This window comes from Pseudomonas sp. NFACC45 (genome assembly GCF_900113505.1).
In the GTDB taxonomy this organism is placed as follows: domain Bacteria; phylum Pseudomonadota; class Gammaproteobacteria; order Pseudomonadales; family Pseudomonadaceae; genus Aquipseudomonas; species Aquipseudomonas tehranensis.
The window spans coordinates 248,170-268,294 of sequence record NZ_FOPO01000008.1; the positions used below are offsets into that span (position 1 = coordinate 248,170).

The following is a 20,125-nucleotide window of genomic DNA, read 5'->3' on the forward strand; positions in this document are numbered from 1 at the left end:
TGAAAATACGAATTTTCCTGAAGTATTCATCTCTCTAGAATGCCGGGCCATCGGTGAGCCACCTTTGGTGCTCTGTTTACTCCTGAGAGGCATTTATCCATGACGTACAAAACCCTGGGTGTGGCGGCCTTGTTGGCGGTGTCTTCAATCGCCCTCGTTGGCTGCGAACAGGCCGAAAAAAGTGCCCAGCAGTTGATGGGGCAAGCCGCTGAAACGGCCAAGCAGGCAATCGATGACACCCATAAGGCCGCGGAACAGGCTATCAGCGAGGCCACTGGCGGCTTGATCAGCCCCAAGAAGAAGCCGGCGGAGGAAGCTGAAGAATCCGAAACCTCCACCCAAACCATCTAACCCCGTCATATCGAGTCAGGACTGACCCATGGATTATCTTTTACAACTCGCTGCCAGCCCTACTGCATGGATCGCGCTGGCGACTCTGGTCGTCATGGAAATCGTGCTGGGCATCGATAACCTGATCTTCATTTCGATCCTGACCAATAAATTGCCCGAACAGCACCGCGCCAAGGCACGGCGTATCGGCATTGGCATGGCGCTGATCCTGCGCCTGGGCTTGTTGAGTACCATTGCTTTCATCGTGCAGTTGACTGAGCCGGTTATCGAAATTCTTGGCCAGGCGTTCTCCTGGAAGGACATGATCCTGATCGCCGGCGGCCTGTTTCTGCTGTGGAAAGCCACCACCGAGATCCACCACAGCATGGACCCGGCGCCGAATGATCCCAAATCCGCTACCTCCGGCGTGACCCTCGGCTTTGCCGCTGCGATCGGTCAGATCCTGATGCTGGACCTGGTGTTTTCCATCGACAGCATCATTACCGCGGTGGGCATGACCGAGCATCTGCCGATCATGATCATCGCCGTCGTGATCTCGGTGTTGGTGATGTTGCTGGCGGCCGAACCGCTGGCCAAGTTCATCAATGACAACCCCACGGTGGTCATGCTGGCGCTGGGCTTCCTGATCATGATCGGCATGACGCTGATCGCCGAAGGCTTTGGTGCTCATGTGCCCAAGGGCTATATCTACGCAGCCATGGCGTTCTCGGCAGCGATCGAGGTGTTGAACATGATGTCGCGTCGCCGTCAGCAAAAGGCCTTGGCCGAAGAAGCCTGATTGCAGATAGTCAAAAGCCGCCCGGGTCGATGCTCGGGCGGCTTTTTTTTGGATTTTTGAAGGGCGGCGGGACGGTCAGTGTGCGGCGGCGTGGCGCCTGGCCGATTTTGGTGCTTTTTCCGCCCGCGCTGGGGGCGGCGCAGGATGATGGCGGCGTGCAATGCGCAAAACGCCCCACAGCATGGCTGTGGCGACGCTTAACCAGCCGAATATCAGCATCAGGATTGTTGTGGTCAGGCTCATCTGTGCCTCCTTCTGCCCCAGTCAGGGCGACGCACTCGTTACAATGGACAGTCTAGTCGCTAAAGTGTTGCAGGGAATCGATCGGTATTGACGACAGACGGACCGCTTCGTTCTATCGCCGCGATGGGACTGCTGTTTAAGGCTATACCCACGTCTGTCTGCACCTTATGATCGACGGCCCTTGCCTGGCCCGATGTCGGGTGCCTTAACAAGAGAGTCCTAATGCTTCCGGTAATTTCCTCTTTTCGATCACTGGTGCTGGTGACGGCCTGCCTGGCGGTCCTGGCGGGTTGCGCAGGCAGTGTGTCGCCGCAGATTCAGCGTCTGCCCGAGCGGGTGGAGCTCAACAGCGTGCCGTTCTTTCGCGGCGAAATGTACCAGGGTGGCCCCCAGTCGCTGGCCAGCCTCTTGACGCTGCAAGGCACGGTAATCACACCGGGGCTGCTGGAGAAACCTCTGCATCTGCCCAAAGGCGAGGCGCATTTGCAGCAGAACCTGCAGACCTTGGCGCGAGAGTATGGGCTGGTGGTGTATCCCCTCGACAGCGAACTGCCGGCACTGTTGGAGCAGGTTGCAGCGGGTTATCCCGTGCTGGTGCGCTACACGGACGGAGCGGCTTTCTGGTCTGGGCCCAGGTACGGCATTCTCGTCGGTTATGACCGCCAAAAGCAGACGGTCTTGCTGCGATCGGGGATGAACCGGCGGCTGCTGATGAGCTTCAGTGGGTTTGAGTCGGCTCTCAAAGATGCTGGCGGCTGGGCGGTATTGGTCCAGCGGCCTACGCAGCTCCCGGCCAAGGTAGACTCTCAGCGCTGGCTGAAAGCTGCGGGCGAACTGGCCGGGGCAGGGCAGGAACAGGCTGCGGCCCGGGCGACTCAAGCCCTGAGCAACGCGCACTGATCTCACGCCCCGTTCGTCACTTGTCGGGCACCACCCACCCTGCCAGGGCTCCTAACATCAGGGCTGGAATATCCGGCCCATGATTGCGAGGAGAGAAGCATGGCACAGTCGAAAACACCCACGGGGCCACATTCTTCCGAACATTCTGCTGGTGATGATTTGGGATTTGACCCCGACTCGCCGGATCTCGGTGATCCTCAAGTCGATCCGATAGGCCCCGCCAAGGCGCCTTTGGACGAAGAGGATGAGCAGGAGGAGCCCGGTTCCAGAGCGTATGACCCGCTGGGTGATCTAAAACCTTGAATAAACAAAGCCCCGGTGAATCGGGGCTTTGTTTGCCAGGTTAATTAATTCGACGCCTCGACCACACCGGTTTGGCGGCTCTTGAGGTTCTTGGCCGCCTTGTATTGAAGGGCCGCGGCAGGGACGCTGGCGCTTTTGCCGGTTTCCACCCAGCTACGGATCCGGCTGGCGTCGGCGAAGTGGGTGTATTTGCCAAACGCATCCAGCACCACCAGGGCCATCGGTCGATTGCTCATTTTCGTCACCAGTACCAGGCAGTGGCCGGCCTGATTGGTGAAGCCGGTCTTGGTCAACTGGATGTCCCAGCCAGCCTTATGGACCAAGTGGTCTGTATTGCGAAAGCCCAGGCTATAAACCGGTTTGCGGAAGGTTACGGTCTTTTCCTTGGTGGTACTCAGTTCGCTCAACAGTGGATATTTGCGGGCCGCAATCAGCAGTTTGGTCAGGTCCCGGGCGGTGGAAACGTTGTGAATCGACAGACCTGTGGGCTCGACATAGTGGGTGCTGCTCATGCCCAGCGCCTTTGCCTTGGCGTTCATGGCCGCGATGAACGCTGCGTAACCGCCCGGGTAGTGGTGGGCGAGGCTGGCGGCGGCGCGGTTCTCCGACGACATCAGGGCGATCAGTAACACGTCCCGGCGTGACAGTTCGCTGTTGAGCTTGACCCGGGAAAATACTCCCTTCATCTCCGGGGTATTGGCGATGGTCATGGAGATGTATTCATTCAGATCCTGCTTGGCATCCAGCACGATCAGACCGGTCATCAATTTGGTCACCGAAGCGATGGGCACCACTACGTCGGGATTGCTCGCATAAACGACTTTATTTGTCTGCAAGTCCAGCAGAATCGCACTGCCCGAGGCGACTTGCAGTTTTGAGGTGTCTCGGGGGGTGGCGATGGTTTCCTGCGCGTCGACATTTTGCGTGATGAAGGTACCTGTGAAAGCGATGAACAGGCTGAGGATCGAAAGACGGATTTTCACGCGAGTAGACTCGATAGAGTTGAAGGTGCCGTGCAGCACGGCTTGTTAAAAAGCGCTGCATTTTATGAGTATGGGCGATGGCAGCGCTATACGCCTGTACCGCCGGGGCTTGCGATTAAATAAAGTTTAATGAAGGGCCCATAAACGCCTGTGGGAGCGAGCCTGCTCGCGATAGCGGTGTGTCAGCCAGCAATGATGAAGGCTGTGATACAAGGCTATCGCGAGCGGGCGCGCTCCCACAGGGTTTGGAGCTGGGCTGAAAAGGCGTATCAGCTATGCAGCGTCTCCGCCGCATACAGGGTGTTTTCCAGCAGGCAGGCGCGGGTCATCGGACCTACACCGCCAGGGACTGGAGTGATCCAGCCTGCACGGGGCAGGGCGGTTTCGTAGATCACGTCGCCGACCAGCTTGCCATCGTCCTGGCGGTTGATGCCCACGTCGATGACGATGGCGCCTTCCTTGATCCACTCGCCCTTCACCAGGCCAGGCTTGCCGGCGGCAACGACCACCAGGTCGGCGCGGCCGACGTGTCCAGCCAGGTCCTTGGTAAAGCGATGGGTTACGGTGACGGTGCAGCCGGCCAGCAGCAACTCCATGGCCATCGGACGGCCAACGATGTTGGACGCGCCAACAACCACGGCATCGAGACCGTAAAGGTCCACGCCGGTGCTTTCCAGCAACGTCATGATGCCTTTGGGGGTGCAGGGGCGCAGCAGCGGGATCCGCTGGGCCAGGCGGCCGACATTATAAGGATGGAAGCCGTCGACATCTTTGTCCGGGCGGATACGCTCCAGCAGTTTGGAGGCGTCGAGGTGTTCAGGCAGGGGCAGTTGGAGCAGAACGCCGTCGATGTTCGGGTCGTCGTTCAGGCGATCAATCAGATCAGCCAACGCTTGTTGAGTGGTTTCGGAAGGCAGGTCGTAGGCCTGGGAAAGGAAGCCGACCTCTTCACAGTCTTTACGCTTGTGCGAGACATAAACCTGAGAGGCAGGATCGCTGCCGACCAGGATCACCGCAAGGCCGGGCGTGCGCAGGCCTTGCTGGCGGCGCTCGGTGACTCGTTGGGCGATCTGCTGGCGCAGGCTGGCGGCGATCGATTTGCCGTCGATAAGTTGTGCAGTCATTGCGCGTGGTTAACCATCGAGAGGGGAAAAAAAGAGAACGCATTCTCGCATGCCGAGGCGTGAGGGCAAAGGCGCTTGGTCTGCAAATTCCCCTAACCCCTTTAATTAAATGAATTTTTTTTAAAAAAGAGTTGACGACCTATCGGGCCGTCTATAACATTCGTCGCACTTGTCGGGCACAGCCTAGCACTGGTTAAGAAGGTGAGGCGGAGTTAGTTGTTTTTAACTCGGTAACACTGAAAGCACTTAGTTTGTAATCGTCCAAGAATACAGATTAAAAAGGCGCCCGTAGCTCAGCTGGATAGAGCATCCGCCTTCTAAGCGGATGGTCGCAGGTTCGAGTCCTGCCGGGTGCGCCAATTAGGCAGCTTTGGCACAAGTAAGGCAACAAGGCAATATGGTGGGCGTAGCTCAGTTGGTAGAGCACGGGATTGTGACTCCCGTTGTCGTGGGTTCGATCCCCATCGTCCACCCCATATTCTAGAAAGGCGCCAGATTAACAATCTGGCGCCTTTGCTTTAAAAGCTTGATACGCGGATGTGGTGGAATTGGTAGACACACTGGATTTAGGTTCCAGCGCCGCAAGGTGTGAGAGTTCGAGTCTCTCCGTCCGCACCATACAAGTCGCTATTTAAATAGCAGAGAACGGCGCAGTACCTGAAGAGGGCTGCGCCGTTTTTGTATTCACGTTTTTTTTTGTTGTGTTGCCGCCCTGGTTCAGGGTTGTGCGGGGTGCCCGGGTCGTCACGATTGTGTTTCCTGATGATGCGCGGCATGCCCGTTGGTCTCCTCGTGAGACCGGATGCCGGGCGTGCGGGTTTGCTGCTCCTATATATAGAAGCATTGACCCAGAGCCTTGCGATGATCGACTGTATTTGCAATCCGGGTGAGGCATGACCGTATGTCCGCTCCTAAATTCGGCGCCTGTTTCCAGCCCTTTTTCAGTAGGGTGACTTCTTGAGTTTGACCTACTAGAATGCATGCCCTTGATTCTGGGGTCGGAAACGCCCGGCCAACGTCTGTGCAACGAGGAATATCCATGCAAGTTTCTGTTGAAAATACTTCTGCTCTTGAGCGCCGCATGAGCGTCATCGTGCCGGCTGAGCGCATCGAGACTCAGGTCAACAAGCGTCTGCAGCAGACTGCCCAAAAGGCCAAAATCCCAGGTTTCCGCCCAGGCAAAGTGCCAATGAGCGTGATCCGTCAGCGTTATGAAGCTGACGCACGTCAGGAAGCTGTGGGCGATGTGATCCAGTCTTCGTTCTACGAAGCGGTCGTCGAGCAGAAACTGAACCCGGCCGGCGCTCCGTCCGTCGAGCCTAAAGTGCTGGAAAAGGGCAAGGACCTGGAGTTCATCGCCACGTTCGAAGTATTCCCTGAGTTCACGGTTGCCGGTTTCGAGTCCATCTCCGTCGAGCGTCTGAGTGCCGATGTTTCGGATGCCGACCTGGACAAGATGCTGGACATCCTGCGCAAGCAGAGCACCCGTTTCGAAGTGGCCGATCGTGCTGCCCAGAACGAAGATCAACTGAACATCGATTTCGTCGGCAAGGTCGACGGTGAAGTGTTCGCCGGTGGTTCCGCCAAGGCTACTCAGCTGGTACTGGGCTCTGGCCGCATGATCCCTGGCTTCGAAGATGGCCTGGTTGGCGCCAAGGCCGGCGAAGAGCGCGTTCTGAACCTGACCTTCCCTGAGGACTATCAGAACCTGGACCTGGCTGGTAAAACTGCCGAGTTCACCGTGACCGTCAACAGCGTTTCCGAGCCGAAGCTGCCAGAGCTGAACGAAGAGTTCTTCGCCCAGTTCGGCATCAAGGAAACCGGTCTGGAAGGTTTCCGCGCCGAAGTTCGCAAGAACATGGAGCGTGAGCTGCGTCAGGCCATCAAGTCCAAGGTCAAGAACCAGGTCATGGACGGTCTGCTGGCCTCCAACCCGATCGAAGTGCCAAAGGCTTTGCTGGACAACGAAGTGAACCGTCTGCGTGTGCAGGCTGTTCAGCAGTTCGGCGGCAACATCAAGCCGGACCAGCTGCCAGCTGAGCTGTTCGAAGAGCAAGCCAAGCGCCGCGTTGTGCTGGGCCTGATCGTTGCTGAAGTGGTCAAGCAGTTCGAGCTCAAGCCTGACGAAGCCCGCGTTCGCGAGCTGATCCAGGAAATGGCTTCGGCCTACCAAGAGCCTGAGCAAGTCGTGTCCTGGTACTACAAGAACGACCAGCAACTGAACGAAGTCCGTTCGGTTGTGCTGGAAGAACAAGTTGTGGATACTGTTCTGCAGAAAGCTAGCGTGACCGATAAAGCGGTCTCTTACGAAGAAGCGGTCAAGCCGGTGGAAGCTCCACAAGCCGATTGATTGTTCTGCGGTAAGAAATACACACCCATAAGCCAGCCTTCGCGCTGGCTTATGCGTATTCAAGACATAACTATTTGGGAGTGACTGCGAGACATGTCCCGCAATTCTTTTTATCAGCAGAGCTCTGACATCCAAGCCGCAGGCGGCCTGGTCCCGATGGTTATCGAGCAGTCCGCCCGTGGCGAACGTGCCTATGACATCTACTCGCGTCTGCTCAAGGAACGCGTCATCTTCCTGATCGGCCCCGTTGAAGACTACATGGCCAACCTGGTTGCGGCACAACTGCTGTTCCTTGAAGCGGAAAACCCGGACAAGGATATCCATCTGTACATCAACTCACCTGGCGGCTCGGTGACAGCAGGCATGTCGATCTACGACACCATGCAGTTCATCAAGCCTGACGTTTCCACCATCTGCATCGGCCAGGCCTGCAGCATGGGCGCATTCCTGCTCGCCGGTGGCGCAGCGGGCAAGCGTCACTGCCTGCCTAATTCGCGCATGATGATTCACCAGCCGTTGGGTGGTTTCCAGGGGCAGGCGTCGGATATCGACATCCATGCCAAGGAAATCCTCCACATTCGTTCGCGCCTGAACTCGTTGCTGGCCCACCATACCGGCCAAAGCCTCGAAACCATTGAGCGTGACACCGAGCGTGACAACTTCATGAGCGCTGAGCGTGCGGCCGAATATGGCCTGATCGACTCCGTGATCAACAAGCGTCAAATGCCTGCCTAAGCCGCTCAAAATGCAGGTGGTTGGGATGACCGGCCGCCTGCGGGCTTGAAAAAGCCCGCAATTGCCTTCATCTTGTGTTGCAAGCCTATCGGATTTGGATCGATCGAATGACTGACACCCGCAACGGCGAGGACAACGGCAAACTGCTTTATTGCTCCTTCTGTGGCAAAAGCCAGCATGAAGTACGCAAATTGATTGCCGGCCCCTCGGTCTTCATTTGCGACGAGTGCGTCGACCTGTGCAATGACATCATCCGCGAGGAGGTGCAGGAAGCCCAGGCCGAAAGCAGCGCGCATAAGTTGCCTTCGCCTAAAGAAATCAGCGGCATCCTTGATCAATATGTCATTGGTCAGGAGCGCGCGAAAAAGGTACTGGCCGTAGCGGTGTACAACCACTACAAGCGCCTGAACCAACGTGACAAAAAGAATGACGAGGTCGAACTCGGCAAGAGCAACATCCTGCTGATCGGCCCGACAGGCTCGGGTAAAACCCTGCTTGCCGAAACCCTGGCCCGTTTGCTGAACGTTCCGTTCACCATCGCCGATGCAACCACCCTCACCGAGGCGGGTTATGTGGGTGAGGATGTCGAGAACATCATTCAGAAACTGTTGCAGAAGTGCGATTACGATGTGGAAAAGGCCCAGATGGGTATTGTCTACATCGACGAAATCGACAAGATTTCCCGCAAGTCCGACAACCCGTCCATCACCCGGGATGTTTCCGGCGAGGGCGTGCAGCAGGCCTTGCTCAAGTTGATCGAAGGTACGGTGGCTTCCGTTCCGCCTCAGGGTGGTCGCAAGCATCCGCAGCAGGAGTTCCTGCAGGTCGACACGCGTAACATTCTGTTCATCTGCGGTGGCGCGTTCTCCGGCCTGGAAAAGGTTATTCAAAACCGTTCCACCCGTGGCGGCATTGGTTTCAACGCCGAAGTGCGCAGTAAGGAAGAGGGTAAGAAGGTCGGTGAATCGCTGCGTGAAGTCGAACCTGATGACTTGGTCAAGTTCGGTCTGATCCCGGAGTTCGTGGGTCGCTTACCGGTCTTGGCGACGCTGGACGAGTTGGATGAAGCTGCACTGATGCAGATTCTGACCGAGCCGAAGAATGCCCTGACCAAGCAATATGCCAAGCTGTTCGAAATGGAAGGTGTAGACCTGGAGTTCCGTTCCGACGCGCTGAAATCGGTTGCCAAACGAGCCCTGGAGCGTAAAACCGGTGCCCGTGGGTTGCGCTCGATTCTGGAAGGCGTATTGCTCGACACGATGTATGAGATCCCCTCGCAGTCTGAGGTGAGTAAAGTCGTGATCGACGAAAGCGTTATAGAAGGTAAGTCCAAGCCTTTGTATATCTACGAAAACAAAGAGCCGGCTGCCAAGGCCGCGCCGGACGCTTAAGCGTCCCGGTGCCGGAATAAAGAAGGGGCCTTCGGGCCCCTTTGCTTTTTGCGCGTTTTAGACGTGTCTTTGCGCTTGTTTTTTTTCAAGGCTGCCCCCATCTTGGTTTCAAGCTTACTTCCATCTGTTTCCGGCCTTGTGGCCGCCGTAGAGGCGAAATCATGAAGACAACCATCGAATTGCCTCTCCTGCCATTGCGTGATGTCGTGGTGTATCCGCACATGGTTATCCCGCTGTTCGTGGGGCGCGAGAAGTCTATCGAAGCCCTCGAGGCTGCGATGACGGGTGACAAGCAGATTCTTCTGTTGGCGCAGAGAAACCCTGCTGACGATGATCCCGGCGAAGACGCACTGTATCGCGTAGGCACAATTGCAACCGTTCTGCAGCTGCTCAAACTGCCTGATGGCACCGTCAAGGTCCTGGTCGAAGGCGAGCAGCGGGGCACGGTCGAGCGTTTCAGCGAAGTGGACGGCCATTGCCGGGCCGAAGTGTCGCTGATCGACGAAGTGGACGCGCCCGAGCGTGAGTCTGAGGTGTTTGTCCGCAGTCTTTTGTCGCAGTTCGAACAATACGTGCAGTTGGGCAAGAAGGTGCCTGCTGAGGTCCTGTCGTCGCTTAACAGCATCGACGAACCTGGGCGGCTGGTCGATACGATGGCGGCCCACATGGCCCTCAAGATCGAGCAGAAGCAGGAAATTCTCGAAATCATCGATTTGTCTGCCCGTGTCGAACACGTGCTGGCATTGCTGGATGGCGAAATCGACCTGCTGCAGGTCGAGAAGCGCATTCGTGGTCGCGTCAAGAAGCAGATGGAACGTAGCCAGCGTGAGTACTACCTGAATGAGCAGATGAAGGCCATTCAGAAGGAACTTGGCGATGGTGACGAAGGGCACAACGAAATCGAAGAGCTGAAAAAGCGCATCGATGCCGCCGGCCTGCCCAAGGATGCACTTGCCAAGGCCCAGGCCGAGCTGAACAAGCTCAAGCAAATGTCGCCTATGTCTGCCGAAGCCACTGTGGTGCGCTCCTATATCGACTGGCTGGTTCAGGTGCCTTGGAAGGCGCAAAGCAAGGTCCGTCTGGACCTGGCCCGCGCCGAGGATATTCTCGACGCCGACCATTACGGTCTGGAAGAGGTGAAGGAACGTATCCTCGAATACCTCGCCGTGCAAAAGCGCGTGAAGAAAATTCGCGGACCGGTACTCTGCCTGGTGGGACCTCCTGGGGTCGGTAAAACATCGTTGGCAGAGTCGATTGCCCACGCGACCAATCGTAAATTCGTGCGCATGGCCCTCGGTGGCGTGCGCGATGAAGCGGAAATTCGCGGTCATCGCCGCACTTATATCGGGTCGATGCCAGGAAGATTGATTCAAAAGATGACCAAGGTCGGCGTGCGCAATCCGCTGTTCCTTTTGGATGAAATCGACAAGATGGGCAGCGATATGCGCGGCGATCCCGCTTCTGCGCTGCTCGAAGTGCTTGATCCGGAGCAGAATCACAATTTCAACGATCACTACCTGGAGGTCGACTACGACCTGTCGGACGTGATGTTCCTCTGCACCTCCAACTCCATGAACATTCCGCCAGCGCTGCTGGACCGGATGGAGGTGATTCGTCTGCCGGGCTACACCGAAGACGAGAAGATCAACATCGCCGTCAAATACCTTTCGCCCAAGCAGATCCAGGCCAACGGCCTGAAAAAAGGCGAGCTGGAATTTGACGAGGAAGCGATTCGCGACATTATCCGCTACTACACCCGCGAGGCGGGTGTGCGTGGTCTGGAGCGGCAAATTGCCAAGGTCTGCCGCAAGGCGGTCAAAGAGCATGCGCTGGAAAAACGCTTCGCGGTCAAGGTCACTGCGGACCTGCTGGAGCACTTCCTGGGGGTGCGCAAATTCCGCTACGGCCTCGCTGAACAGCAGGATCAGATTGGTCAGGTGACTGGCCTTGCATGGACTCAGGTCGGTGGCGAGTTGCTGACTATTGAAGCGGCGGTGGTGCCAGGCAAGGGTCAACTGATCAAGACCGGTTCGCTGGGCGATGTGATGGTCGAATCGATCACCGCGGCGCTGACGGTGGTGCGCAGCCGCGCCCGGAGCCTGGGCATTCCCCTGGACTTCCATGAGAAGCGCGACACCCATATCCACATGCCTGAAGGGGCTACGCCCAAGGACGGCCCGAGCGCCGGCGTAGGCATGTGCACGGCCCTGGTGTCAGCGCTGACTGGCATTCCGGTGCGCGCCGACGTCGCCATGACCGGTGAAATCACTCTGCGTGGCCAGGTATTGGCCATTGGCGGCCTGAAGGAAAAACTGCTGGCGGCTCACCGTGGCGGGATCAAGATCGTGATCATTCCTGAAGAGAATGTCCGCGATCTGAAGGAGATTCCTGACAACATTAAGCAGGATCTTCAGATCAAACCGGTTAAATGGATTGACGAGGTCCTGCAAATTGCGCTGCAATACGCGCCGGAGCCCTTGCCGGATGTGGCTCCGGAGATAGTCGCGAAGGACGACAAGCGAGAGTCTGACTCTAAGGAAAGAATTAGCACGCATTAATACGCATTTGCCTGGGGGGCTTCCTTGACAGTTTTTTAGAGCCCTTGTTATAAAGCGGCTCTTAAGTGTCTGTAGGCCATTCAGCACTCGTTTTTGCTTTCACCAAAAAAACTTAGAATCATCTCAAATAGATATAAGGGGACTTAGAGTGAACAAGTCGGAACTGATTGATGCTATCGCTGCATCCGCTGATATCCCGAAAGCTGCTGCTGGCCGTGCGCTGGACGCTGTAATCGAATCCGTCACTGGCGCTCTCAAGGCCGGCGACTCCGTAGTTCTGGTTGGTTTCGGCACCTTCTCCGTGACTGATCGCCCAGCGCGTACCGGCCGCAACCCGCAGACCGGCCAAACGCTGGAAATCCCTGCTGCCAAAAAGCCTGGCTTCAAAGCTGGCAAGGCATTGAAAGAAGCTGTTAACGACTAAGGTTTCATCGAGTTTATCCGGGTCGGGGTCATGCCTGGCTTGGCAGCGGAGCGGTCATACAGCCGGTTTGTAGCCGGTGTGTCACGCCAGGACTCGCGGGTTTGAGTCCGGTCCGCTCCGCCAGTTACGAGAAGGCGCATCCTCGGATGCGCCTTTCTTCTATCCGGATTCTACCCACGCTCCACGGTTGCCTAAATTTGAAGTTCAACCGTTTCTGGGGGACGCATGCTGCAGAATATCAGGGACAATTCACAAGGCTGGATTGCCAAAACCATCATCGGGGTCATCGTCGTATTGATGGCGTTGACCGGTTTCGATGCCATTTTTCAAGCCACCACCAACAGTAATGACGCAGCCAAGGTCAACGGCGAAGAGATCAGCCAGAACGAGCTGAGCCAGGCGGTCGACATGCAACGCCGCCAGCTCATGCAACAGCTGGGCAAGGATTTCGACGCTTCGTTGCTGGACGAAAAAATGCTGCGCGACTCAGCGCTCAAAGGCCTGATCGATCGCAAGCTGTTGCTGCAAGGCGCGCAAGATTCGAAATTCGCCTTCTCCGAAGCCGCGCTGGATCAAGTGATCCTGCAAACGCCTGAGTTTCAGGTCGATGGCAAATTCAGCGCCGAGCGTTTCGATCAGGTGATCCGCCAGTTGGGTTACAGCCGCATGCAATTTCGTCAGATGCTGGCTCAGGAGATGCTGATCGGCCAGTTGCGCGCAGGTCTGGCGGGAAGTGGTTTTGTCACTGACGCTCAGGTGTTGGCCTTCGCCCGTCTGGAAAAACAGACCCGGGATTTCGCCACCTTGAATATCCAGGCCGACTCGTCGACGGTGAAACTGACCGATGATGAGGTCAAGGCTTACTACGATAAGCATGCCAAGGAATTCATGACGCCAGATCAGGTGGTCATCGACTACCTTGAGCTGAAGAAGGCTTCTTTCTTCGATCAGGTCAGCGTCAAGGATGAAGACCTGCAAGCGGCCTATCAGAAAGAAATCGCGAATCTGTCCGAACAGCGTCGTGCTGCGCACATCCTGATTGAAGTGAACGACAAGGTCACCGAAGCCCAGGCCAAGGCGAAGATCGAAGAGATTCAGGCTCGTTTGGCCAAGGGCGAATCGTTTGAGGCGTTGGCCAAGGAGTTCTCCCAGGACCCGGGTTCTGCTAGCAACGGCGGCGATCTCGGTTATGCCGGTCCGGGGGTCTACGATCCGGAGTTCGAAAAAGCCCTGTATGCGTTGAGCAAGGATCAGGTATCGGCGCCGGTGCGTACCGATTTCGGTTTCCACCTGATCAAGTTGTTGGGCGTTGAAGCGCCTGAAGTGCCGACGTTTGCCAGCCTCAAGGACAAGCTTGTCCGCGATCTGAAAACCCAGCAGGTTGAGCAGCGTTTCGTGGAGGCGACCAAGCAACTGGAGGATGCCGCTTTCGAAGCCTCCGACTTGGCACAGCCGGCTCAGGACCTGAAACTGACCGTCCACACTTCGGCGCCGTTCGGCCGTGAGGGTGGGGAAGGGATTGCGGCCAATCGCGCCGTGGTGACCGCCGCGTTCAGCCCGGAGGTACTGGATGAGGGTGCAAACAGCACCGCCATTGAGCTGGACCCGGAAACCGTGGTGGTGTTGCGTGCCAAGGAGCACCGCAAACCTGAGCAGATGCCACTGGAAAGCGTGGACGGGGCCATTCGCGCTCAACTGGCGAAGGAACATGCCAGTGCGGCGGCCAAGACCCGGGCCGATGAGTTGATCGCCGGTTTGCGCGATGGCAAGACGGCCTTGGACAAACCTGTCGACGGTCAGAACTGGAAAGTCATCGAAGCGGCGACCCGAAGCCAGGAAGGTATCGACCCGGCGGTGCTGCAGGCATTGTTCCGGATGCCTAAGCCCGAATCGAAAGACAAGCCGACGTTCAGCAGTGTGACGTTGCCCGACGGCAGTCTGGTCGTCGTGCGTTTGAACGGCGTGAACGAAGCAGCGGCGCCGAGCGATGAAGAGAAGGCGCAATACCGCCGTTATCTCGCCTCTCGCGTCGGTCAGCAGGACTTCGCTGCCTATCGCAAGCAGTTGGAGAGTGAGGCGGACATCGAGCGCTTCTAAGTGCTCTGATGGTTTGCCCCCCAACGACCCGGCCGAAAGGCCGGGTTTTTTGTGTCTGCTTGTTGCATCGGGCAGTATCTTCGTCGTTCCACCGAATTCGCGTCTTTTTCCCGCAAATAACCCCCAGTAGACTTGTAACCCGTTTGAGACAAGATTAGCCACGCGGCCTGGCAGCGTTCTGTTGCACAATACGCCCCGGATCGTTTTCCTCAGGATGTTCAATGTTCAAATCATTCCCTATGCGCACCGTCGGGCTGGCACTGGTGCTGGCCGCTGCAGCCGGTTGCTCGTCGAAGAAAACCGCTATTTACGAGCATGAAAACTTCGATGACTCTGGTACGTTCTCGCGTTCCTATTCAGTGAATGATGCGGCGACCTGCGAAGCCGGGCGTCGGGCATTGCTCAGCCAGGGCTATATCATTACCAGCAGCGATCCGAAGCTGGTCAGCGGTCATAAGAGTTTTCAGCAGACCGGCGAAACCCATATGGAGATCAGCTTCAATCTGGTCTGTGCTGAAGACAGTGGTCCTGGACACCGTGCGACCATGTTTGCCAACGCCTTGCAGGACCGTTATGCGCTGAAGAAAACCAACAACTCAGCCAGCTTGGGCGTGGGGGTGCTGGGATCGGTGTCGATGCCGATCGGCTCGTCCGATGATTCGATGGTCAAGGTCGCCAGCGAAACCGTGTCGTCGGCGAAGTTCTATGAGCGTTTCTTTGCCCTGGTGGAGTTGTTCCTGCCTCCCGAGGCGAAGAAACCCGTGGAAGAAACCGAAAAACCCAAGGCTGAGCTTGGCGTTCCGGAACCCCAGGTCGCGCCGGCGGCGTTGTCACCGGTTTCTACTCCGGAGCCGGCACCGATGCCTGTACCTGCTCTTGCTCCAGAGCCGGTGCCGGCTCCCGAACCGGCTCCAGAACCGACTCCAGCGCCAGTTGCGCCGGTGGAGGAAGCCACGCCCGCGCCTGCCGAGACTTCTCCGGCCAGTTCGGAGCCGGTCGCGCCGCCGGCAGAGCCCGCGCCCATCGCACCCAGCGAGCCTGAATCATCCGAGCCAGAGTCGTCGACGCCAGCCATTACACCGCCACCCTCCAGCGCCTTGCCGGCCCCTTCCGAGCCGATTCAGCCGCTTCCTGCCTCTTGATGCTCAGTGGCAAGGGTGGAAATCCCTTGCCACACCTGCACGCAGTAATTTCCCAGCGCTGTGCTACGTTTAATTCATGAAGCTTTTGCTTCATGTTTTGTTCATAAAGCGGCTTTATGCTGATTCCAGCGCCATCAGGCATCGGTTTCAACGTTACGTTATGGGAAGGATTCAAGATGGATGATTATCAGGAAGAGCTGCTGGAATATCAGGCGTATGAGCTTGATCCCCTGGAACCCGCCGAGGATGCAACAGAGCTGTAAACCCGCTACAAGCTACACGTTATAAGCGGCAAGTTTGCAGCTTAACTGCTTCTACGACTGCGCCGAAACTCGCCCGGAGTCTGGTTGTTCCAGCGCTTGAAGGCGCGTTGAAATGCCTCGGCCGAGGCGAACCCCAGCAGGTACGCGATTTCACCGAACGCCAATTCAGTGTCGCGAATGTAGGTCATGGCCAGGTCGCGGCGAGTGTCGTTGAGGATTGCGCGAAATTGCGTGCCTTCTTCGGCCAGTTTGCGCCGCAGTGTCCAGGTGGGCAGCTTCAGACGCGTCGCCACTTCTTCCAGGTCGGGTTCCCGGCCACCATTGAGCAACGGTCCCAGCAGTTGGATGATGCGCTCGCGCAGGCTGCGGGTGCGCGTCAATTGCTCCAGCTCCCGTTCACACAACTGAACCAGGTGTCGCCAGGTGCCGGGGCAATGTTGGGGGTTGCGTTGGGCGAGACTGTCGAGCCCCAGGCGCAACTGATTGTGTTCGGCACCGAACAGGATCGGGCAGTCACCGAGCTCGCGATAGGCCTCCAGGTATGCCGGTTCTTCGAACTCGATTTCCACACGTTCAGCCCGCAACGCGACAGCACTCACGCAGGACAGCTGCGCCAGCCAGCCAGCGATGATCGAATCCACGACGAAGCGGTTGTAGGCGTTATAGGGACTGATGGAATAGAACCGCAGCCACGCGCCTCGGGCATCTTCATGAAAACTCGACTGACCGCGATAGTTGGAGCCGTACAGCGGCTCAAAGCGGATCAAGCACCGCGCGGCTTCGCGCACCGTCGGTGCCTGAGCCGCCGTCACGCCTGCCAGCCCGGCCTGGCTCAAGCGGCTAAGTTGGCCCATGCGCAAACCCAAGGCAGGGTCTTGGGTCTGTTGGATGGCGGCGTGCCCCAGGCGCATGTAGCGCGGGATCGACAGACGAGCCCCAGGCTCGGCCAGGCGTGCCGCATCCAGCCCGTATTGTTCAAGCAAAGGCTGGGGATCGTGTCCATGGCTGGCAACCGCGTCGGCCAGGCTATGGACGAAGCTGACTGACAAGTCTCCCAGTCGCATCGGTTGCGGTTTCATGGTGTTACAGCCACAGATTCAGCAGACGGGCGCCACGAGCTTCACCGTCGGCGAAATGTTCGCCGTTATGGCTGACGAAACTCTGCCCGGCGCTGCCGCTGTCCCAGAACTGTCCGCGCAGGAAGACACTGACGCCGCCCTTGGCTTGGCTGATGGGCGGCTGGCTGGTCAGTGTCAGGCGATGCCAGGCCTGGCCTTCACTCACTTCCCCCGGTTTGAGGCTGACTTCGCTCGGTGTGGACAGGCCTCTGTAGCCACTCCAGGGTTTTTCCCAGCTATTGCGACCGTTGACAAAGGCGGGCACCGCCACCAGTTGCGCACCCTGTTCATTTAGCTGGCGATAATGAACCGGGTACCAACTGTCGCTGCCGATCAGCACGCCCAGGCGACCGGCCGGGGTGTCGACGACACCGACTGTGTCGGGATGGTCTGGCCCCAGCACGCCTTGTTGTTCGAACAAGGGATGCTGTTGGCGCTGTGGCTGGCCCAGCGGCCGACCGTCGCGGCCGAACACCACGCTACTGTTGTACAACGGGCCCCGGCCAACTTTCAGTTGGCCATCGCTGACGCTGGGCTCGGGCAGCACGATGGAGCCGGCCACCAGCGTCACGCCGAACTCCTTGGCGAGCCCTCCGAACAGTGCCTGGTAGTCACGGGCCATGGTGTCGGCTTTCATGCGCAGGTAAGCATCGTCCAGCCGGTTGTCACCTTTTGCGCCGACCAGCGCCCGGATGAACGCCAGCGGGTTGCTGACCGCCAGCCAGTTCATCGCTTCCTTCAACGTCGCGGCCTGATACAACTCGTCTTTTTCATCGACGATCATCAGCCAGGTGCCAATGTGCTCGGGCAACACCACCACGGTTTTGTCATTGAGCAAGCCTTGGTCACGAGCGGTTTGCAGATAGGCCGCCAGTTTGCGGTGCAGGCGTTTGGGGCTCTGGTAGTCGGTGGGGAAAAGTTCGGGCTGGATGCCCAGCAAGTTGCCTTGATCGGCGGGGGTGCCCTGGTTCACCGCCAGGTTGATGCGAAGGTCTGACAGGTAATGACCCGCCGGACGATCCACCGTCCACAGTGCGTAGGTGATCAGGGCGGCAATCAAGGCCAGTGACAACAGCAGGTACAGAAGTTTGCGCATGGGAACAGTCAGCGGCCGTGTGCGGATTCGCTGACTAGGGTAGGGCCCACGATGGGGTGTTGCCAAGGGGCGTTGCGCATTTGGATCATTAAGTTGTCAGTTACGGCCATTGAGCACGCAGCTTCCGGCTCTTAGGCTGTTTGGCATGACCGATGGAAGCCACAGAGCCTCCACATTTTTCCGTGATCGCCCGTTGTGGAGTTACCGATGACCGCCCCTCATTACCCGCACCTGCTGGCCCCGCTGGACCTGGGTTTTACCACGTTGCGCAACCGCACCCTGATGGGGTCGATGCACACGGGCCTTGAAGAAAAACCCGGTGGTTTCGAGCGCATGGCGGCGTATTTTGCCGAGCGCGCGCGTGGCGGCGTGGGGCTGATGGTCACCGGCGGAATCGGGCCGAACGACGAGGGCGGCGTGTACTCCGGCGCGGCCAAGCTGACCACCGAGGAAGAAGCCCTCAAGCACCAGATTGTTACCCGTGCCGTGCATGAGGCCGGTGGCAAGATCTGCATGCAGATTCTTCACGCCGGGCGCTATGCCTACAGCCCCAAGCAGGTAGCGCCGAGCGCGATCCAGGCACCGATCAACCCGTTCAAGCCCAAGGAGCTGGACGAGGAGGGGATCGAGAAACAGATCAGCGATTTCGTCACCTGTTCGGTCCTGGCGCAAAAAGCCGAATATGACGGTGTCGAGATCATGGGCTCGGAAGGTTATTTCATTAACCAGTTCCTGGCGGCCCATACCAACCACCGCACCGATCGCTGGGGCGGCAGCTATGAAAACCGCATGCGCCTGCCGGTGGAAATCGTGCGTCGGGTGCGTGAGGCGGTCGGTCCCAACTTCATCATTATCTTTCGCCTGTCGATGCTCGACCTGGTGGAAGGTGGCAGCAGTTGGGATGAAATCGTTCAGTTGGCCAAAGCCATCGAGCAGGCCGGGGCGACGATCATCAACACCGGTATTGGCTGGCATGAGGCGCGGATTCCGACCATCGCCACCAAGGTTCCGCGGGCGGCGTTCAGCAAGGTCACAGCCAAACTGCGCGGCTCAGTGAGTATTCCGCTGATCACCACCAACCGCATCAACACCCCGGAAGTGGCCGAGCAGATCCTGGCCGAAGGCGACGCCGATATGGTGTCCATGGCGCGACCGTTCCTGGCCGATCCGGAGTTCGTCAACAAGGCTGCCGCCGGGCGCGCGGATGAAATCAACACCTGCATCGGCTGTAACCAGGCCTGTCTGGACCATACCTTTGGCGGCAAGCTCACCAGTTGCCTGGTGAACCCACGGGCGTGCCATGAAACCGAACTCAATTACTTGCCGGTCACCCAGGTGAAAAAAATCGCCGTGGTCGGCGCCGGTCCGGCCGGTTTGTCCGCTGCTACCGTGGCGGCCGAACGGGGGCATCAGGTGACGCTGTTCGATTCGGCCAGCGAAATTGGCGGCCAGTTCAACATCGCCAAGCGGGTGCCGGGCAAGGAGGAGTTCTTCGAAACCCTGCGTTATTTCAAACGCAAGTTGCAGACCAGCCATGTCGAGCTCTGTCTCAACACGCGGGTGGATGTGGCGCAATTGGTCGCCGGCGGTTTTGACGAGATCATCCTGGCCACCGGTATTGCGCCGCGGGTGCCGGCGATTCCTGGGGTGGAGCATGCCAAGGTCCTCAGCTACCTGGATGTGATTCTGGAGCGCAAGCCAGTGGGCCGCAGCGTCGCAGTGATCGGGGCCGGCGGTATCGGCTTCGACGTGTCGGAGTTCCTGGTCCACCAAGGGGTTGCCACCAGCCAGGACCGTGAAGCGTTCTGGAAAGAATGGGGGATCGATACCCTGCTCCAGGCGCGCGGCGGTGTGGCGGGTATCAAAGCCGAGCCCCATGCCCCGGCGCGGCAAGTGTTCCTGTTGCAGCGCAAGAAGTCCAAGGTGGGCGACGGCCTGGGCAAGACCACTGGCTGGATTCACCGCACGGGCTTGAAGAACAAGCAGGTGCAGATGCTCAACAGCGTCGAATACCTGAAAATCGATGACCAAGGCTTGCACATTCGCATCGGTGAAACCGGTGAGCCGCAGGTGTTGACCGTGGACAACATCGTGATCTGCGCCGGCCAGGATCCGTTGCGCGAGCTGCAGCAAGGTCTGGAAGATGCCGGGCAAACCGTCCACCTCATTGGCGGTGCCGACGTGGCGGCAGAGCTGGATGCCAAGCGGGCGATCAATCAGGGTTCGCGATTGGCGGCGCAGTTGTAAGAGACCGAACTGAATCCACTGT

Annotated in this window: 18 protein-coding genes and 3 tRNA genes; 16 read left to right on the forward strand and 5 right to left on the reverse strand. The window is 58.1% G+C overall.

The annotated features are described in order from the left end of the window. Window positions 1–99 precede the first annotated feature (99 nt). The gene (locus BM132_RS16725; RefSeq protein WP_092456981.1) at window positions 100–351 is read left to right on the forward strand and encodes a hypothetical protein; all 252 of its coding nucleotides are present in this window, start codon (window positions 100–102) and stop codon (window positions 349–351) included. Between the two features lie 28 nt (window positions 352–379). Beyond that, window positions 380–1,129, forward strand: a complete 750-nt coding sequence (locus BM132_RS16730) for a TerC family protein (protein WP_092456984.1) — start codon at window positions 380–382, stop codon at window positions 1,127–1,129. A gap of 75 nt (window positions 1,130–1,204) precedes the next feature. On the opposite strand, the gene BM132_RS28485 is transcribed toward BM132_RS16730, so the two are convergent. Beyond that, on the reverse strand, window positions 1,205–1,372 hold the full coding sequence (locus BM132_RS28485; RefSeq protein WP_177218184.1) for a hypothetical protein: 168 nt from the start codon (window positions 1,370–1,372) through the stop codon (window positions 1,205–1,207). A gap of 222 nt (window positions 1,373–1,594) precedes the next feature. Here BM132_RS28485 and BM132_RS16735 point away from each other — a divergent pair, with 222 nt between their 5' ends. After that, the gene (locus BM132_RS16735) at window positions 1,595–2,272 is read left to right on the forward strand and encodes a peptidase C39 family protein (RefSeq protein ID WP_092456987.1); all 678 of its coding nucleotides are present in this window, start codon (window positions 1,595–1,597) and stop codon (window positions 2,270–2,272) included. Window positions 2,273–2,371: 99 nt separating this feature from the next. Beyond that, the gene (locus BM132_RS16740; protein ID WP_092456990.1) at window positions 2,372–2,575 is read left to right on the forward strand and encodes a DUF6021 family protein; all 204 of its coding nucleotides are present in this window, start codon (window positions 2,372–2,374) and stop codon (window positions 2,573–2,575) included. A 44-nt stretch (window positions 2,576–2,619) separates the two neighbouring features. Here BM132_RS16740 and pbpG read toward each other — a convergent pair whose 3' ends face one another. After that, complete coding sequence (gene pbpG / locus BM132_RS16745; RefSeq protein WP_092400568.1) at window positions 2,620–3,558, reverse strand: D-alanyl-D-alanine endopeptidase; 939 nt, start codon at window positions 3,556–3,558, stop codon at window positions 2,620–2,622. Window positions 3,559–3,827: 269 nt separating this feature from the next. Continuing rightward, complete coding sequence (gene folD, locus BM132_RS16750) at window positions 3,828–4,682, reverse strand: bifunctional methylenetetrahydrofolate dehydrogenase/methenyltetrahydrofolate cyclohydrolase FolD (RefSeq protein ID WP_047228500.1); 855 nt, start codon at window positions 4,680–4,682, stop codon at window positions 3,828–3,830. A 282-nt stretch (window positions 4,683–4,964) separates the two neighbouring features. On the opposite strand from folD, the gene BM132_RS16755 reads away from it, so the two are divergent. From BM132_RS16755 to BM132_RS28490, 11 genes are all read left to right on the forward strand, one after another. After that, window positions 4,965–5,041 (forward strand) — tRNA-Arg (locus BM132_RS16755). A gap of 41 nt (window positions 5,042–5,082) precedes the next feature. Next, window positions 5,083–5,158 (forward strand) — tRNA-His (locus BM132_RS16760). 57 nt (window positions 5,159–5,215) lie between these two features. Next, window positions 5,216–5,300: transfer RNA gene (locus BM132_RS16765), tRNA-Leu, on the forward strand. A gap of 421 nt (window positions 5,301–5,721) precedes the next feature. Further along, complete coding sequence (tig, locus tag BM132_RS16770) at window positions 5,722–7,032, forward strand: trigger factor (RefSeq protein WP_092456995.1); 1,311 nt, start codon at window positions 5,722–5,724, stop codon at window positions 7,030–7,032. 93 nt (window positions 7,033–7,125) lie between these two features. Then, window positions 7,126–7,767, forward strand: a complete 642-nt coding sequence (gene clpP / locus BM132_RS16775; protein WP_003183177.1) for an ATP-dependent Clp endopeptidase proteolytic subunit ClpP — start codon at window positions 7,126–7,128, stop codon at window positions 7,765–7,767. A 107-nt stretch (window positions 7,768–7,874) separates the two neighbouring features. Then, the gene (gene clpX / locus BM132_RS16780) at window positions 7,875–9,158 is read left to right on the forward strand and encodes an ATP-dependent Clp protease ATP-binding subunit ClpX (RefSeq protein ID WP_047228498.1); all 1,284 of its coding nucleotides are present in this window, start codon (window positions 7,875–7,877) and stop codon (window positions 9,156–9,158) included. Between the two features lie 161 nt (window positions 9,159–9,319). After that, window positions 9,320–11,716 (forward strand): endopeptidase La, encoded by a 2,397-nt coding sequence (gene lon, locus BM132_RS16785; protein ID WP_092400572.1) that lies wholly within the window; start codon window positions 9,320–9,322, stop codon window positions 11,714–11,716. Window positions 11,717–11,864: 148 nt separating this feature from the next. Continuing rightward, window positions 11,865–12,140 (forward strand): HU family DNA-binding protein, encoded by a 276-nt coding sequence (locus BM132_RS16790; protein WP_047228496.1) that lies wholly within the window; start codon window positions 11,865–11,867, stop codon window positions 12,138–12,140. A 225-nt stretch (window positions 12,141–12,365) separates the two neighbouring features. Next, a complete protein-coding gene (locus tag BM132_RS16800; RefSeq protein WP_092400574.1) occupies window positions 12,366–14,237 on the forward strand; it encodes a SurA N-terminal domain-containing protein in 1,872 nt (623 codons plus the stop codon). Between the two features lie 221 nt (window positions 14,238–14,458). Continuing rightward, window positions 14,459–15,379 carry a DUF2242 domain-containing protein gene (locus BM132_RS16805; protein WP_092456998.1) on the forward strand — a complete coding sequence of 307 codons (921 nt, stop codon included), beginning with the start codon at window positions 14,459–14,461 and terminating at the stop codon, window positions 15,377–15,379. A 116-nt stretch (window positions 15,380–15,495) separates the two neighbouring features. Next, the gene (locus BM132_RS28490; RefSeq protein WP_171061343.1) at window positions 15,496–15,642 is read left to right on the forward strand and encodes a hypothetical protein; all 147 of its coding nucleotides are present in this window, start codon (window positions 15,496–15,498) and stop codon (window positions 15,640–15,642) included. Window positions 15,643–15,683: 41 nt separating this feature from the next. On the opposite strand, the gene BM132_RS16810 is transcribed toward BM132_RS28490, so the two are convergent. Both BM132_RS16810 and BM132_RS16815 read right to left on the reverse strand, forming a co-directional pair. After that, window positions 15,684–16,721 carry an AraC family transcriptional regulator gene (locus tag BM132_RS16810; protein WP_092457001.1) on the reverse strand — a complete coding sequence of 346 codons (1,038 nt, stop codon included), beginning with the start codon at window positions 16,719–16,721 and terminating at the stop codon, window positions 15,684–15,686. Window positions 16,722–16,725: 4 nt separating this feature from the next. Continuing rightward, on the reverse strand, window positions 16,726–17,856 hold the full coding sequence (locus tag BM132_RS16815; RefSeq protein ID WP_092457004.1) for a carbon-nitrogen hydrolase family protein: 1,131 nt from the start codon (window positions 17,854–17,856) through the stop codon (window positions 16,726–16,728). A gap of 207 nt (window positions 17,857–18,063) precedes the next feature. On the opposite strand from BM132_RS16815, the gene BM132_RS16820 reads away from it, so the two are divergent. Then, the gene (locus BM132_RS16820) at window positions 18,064–20,103 is read left to right on the forward strand and encodes an oxidoreductase (RefSeq protein ID WP_092457007.1); all 2,040 of its coding nucleotides are present in this window, start codon (window positions 18,064–18,066) and stop codon (window positions 20,101–20,103) included. Window positions 20,104–20,125: the final 22 nt, after the last annotated feature.